The 1,760-nt window shown below is 40.3% G+C and carries 1 protein-coding gene; it reads right to left on the bottom strand.

What is annotated here, in order from left to right; genetic code table 11:
- Positions 1-166: 166 nt before the first annotated feature.
- The coding region (locus HMPREF9420_RS12695; RefSeq protein ID WP_007136145.1) for an outer membrane beta-barrel family protein at positions 167-1,760 on the bottom strand (1,594 nt) is incomplete at its 5' end.

The following is a 1,760-nucleotide window of genomic DNA, read 5'->3' on the forward strand; positions in this document are numbered from 1 at the left end:
ATTATTCGCACAAATTACGGAACGCAAAATTACTCATAATTAATGAATATACCTAATATATAATAGAAAAATTTGTTTTTTTAACCATAAAGATGAACCATTTCAAGCCTATTTTTCAAGCTTTCTGCCTTACTGATACTTGCAGCTCATTGGCCAACAAAACCCATTACATACGGCCTTTCTCCCCTGCTCCGGCACCTTTTCCTTTATATTTGCTTTGTGAAGCGTTAAAGTTATAGGTCACAGTGAGGCTTAAACGACGCGAAAATTCATAGCCTGATATATATAGATTGATATGATTTCCGTAGGTGTATGTATGTGAGGAATTAGTCTTCAACAAGTCGTTGACATACAAGTTGACGGTCCACGTCTTATGACAGAACTGCTTTATCAGTTGCAAACTAAGGTTAGTGTTCGGTTTTACTAAGTTAACGCCGTAATAACTACTAAAGTTATGATTCAAATTTACATACACATTGAAGTCATGAGGCAATGAAAAACGATTGCGAAGAGAGAAAGAAACCGTCGGCTTATTCATGTTTTTATCTAATGAATAATCTTTTGTTTCAAAATGCTGACAGCCAAAGTTCAACTCATACGTAGGCTGATACCACCCAAATTTGGGCGAAGCGGTGAGCGAAGCATAAAGATATTGATGGCTATCGAAATTGGAATTACTACTTACTCCAATATCCTGTCCGTTGTAAAGTGTAGCTGTCCAGAGCATCTTATCCTTGGTATATTCATATCCAACCTCGGCATTCAGCCACGAATAACTACCAGAAAGGCTTACGCTTTGCACTCTTTCAGGACGCAAATAAGGGTTTCCTCCTTCATAAAAATAACGGTTATCATACTGCATTTCATTACGAAGCCAGTTATAACTTGGGCGAGCTATCTTACAAACATAACTGCCTTGAACTCCCCATTTGCCTTTCTGCCAGGCCAAAGATAACGAAGGAAACCAATCGGCATAACGCCTACTGGGACCTGATTGATAGATACCAGCTTCATAATAATTAGACTTTACGTGCTCATAACGCAAGCCGGCATTGGCTGAAAAGTTACCAAAAGCAAACTCATATTCGGCAAATCCCGCCGTGTTTCGCTCTTTCACTTCGGTCAAACTATTGCTAACCACCCCACCATCATTGCTATATTGGCCGAACGAATAAGTGCTTGTAAACTCTGTTCCCACGTTTAATGTGCCCTTCCATAAAGGGTAAGAGAGGATTAGTTTGCCTGCCCAAAGATGATTCTTTTGCTCATTATGTGTTGTGACGGTTTGGCTTTGTAGCTGTGAACTGACCTCTTTGCTCTGCTTTCTTCCAGCATCTTTTTTCCACAACGCCGTCAAGTTGAGGTCTATTTTCATGTTACCCAACTTTCCCAAATAATAGGCATTGGCTTCATGATTGGGTCCTTCGAGCCCATGAGATGTATAGTCTTGGTCGATATGGCCTATCAGATTACCGTTCTTTATGACGTCTTGTGTGGCCCCAAGCGAATAGCCTTTGTCATAGAATTCACGTGTCAACGTGTAACTGCCACCTATAGAATTGTCGCTGTCAAAGTCGTAACTGGCCCCCCATTTTCCATAAAGTCCGTTGGTACGTTCTTTAATTCGTATGTTCTGTTCAAGCAAAATATGGTCTGTTCCATTGATTTCATCTCCGAGATATGCGTCTTTTGCGTAGACCGAAGAGTACACATAAGCATCTAAAAAGGTTTCAAACCCATCATGACGATACTTGAGATAG

This window comes from Segatella salivae DSM 15606, assembly GCF_000185845.1.
In the GTDB taxonomy this organism is placed as follows: domain Bacteria; phylum Bacteroidota; class Bacteroidia; order Bacteroidales; family Bacteroidaceae; genus Prevotella; species Prevotella salivae.